This is a genomic window from Enterobacter sp. 342 (assembly GCF_036663495.1).
GTDB lineage: Bacteria > Pseudomonadota > Gammaproteobacteria > Enterobacterales > Enterobacteriaceae > Enterobacter.
Map to the genome: position 1 here is coordinate 1 of NZ_JAWUEI010000129.1, position 683 is coordinate 683.

The window sequence follows — 683 nt, forward strand, 5'->3', positions numbered from 1 at the left end:
ACTGGGTTCGTGCCTTCATCCGTTTCCACGGTGTGCGTCACCCGGCAACCTTGGGCAGCAGCGAAGTCGAGGCATTTCTGTCCTGGCTGGCGAACGAGCGCAAGGTTTCGGTCTCCACGCATCGTCAGGCATTGGCGGCCTTGCTGTTCTTCTACGGCAAGGTGCTGTGCACGGATCTGCCCTGGCTTCAGGAGATCGGAAGACCTCGGCCGTCGCGGCGCTTGCCGGTGGTGCTGACCCCGGATGAAGTGGTTCGCATCCTCGGTTTTCTGGAAGGCGAGCATCGTTTGTTCGCCCAGCTTCTGTATGGAACGGGCATGCGGATCAGTGAGGGTTTGCAACTGCGGGTCAAGGATCTGGATTTCGATCACGGCACGATCATCGTGCGGGAGGGCAAGGGCTCCAAGGATCGGGCCTTGATGTTACCCGAGAGCTTGGCACCCAGCCTGCGCGAGCAGCTGTCGCGTGCACGGGCATGGTGGCTGAAGGACCAGGCCGAGGGCCGCAGCGGCGTTGCGCTTCCCGACGCCCTTGAGCGGAAGTATCCGCGCGCCGGGCATTCCTGGCCGTGGTTCTGGGTTTTTGCGCAGCACACGCATTCGACCGATCCACGGAGCGGTGTCGTGCGTCGCCATCACATGTATGACCAGACCTTTCAGCGCGCCTTCAAACGTGCCGTAGAA

The 683-nt window shown here is 62.1% G+C and carries 1 protein-coding gene; it reads left to right on the forward strand.

Annotated features, from left to right (window positions below; translation table 11 throughout):
• Window positions 1-683, forward strand: a 683-nt coding sequence (gene intI1, locus V6E55_RS25590; protein ID WP_031996045.1) for a class 1 integron integrase IntI1, incomplete at both ends; no start/stop codon positions are given.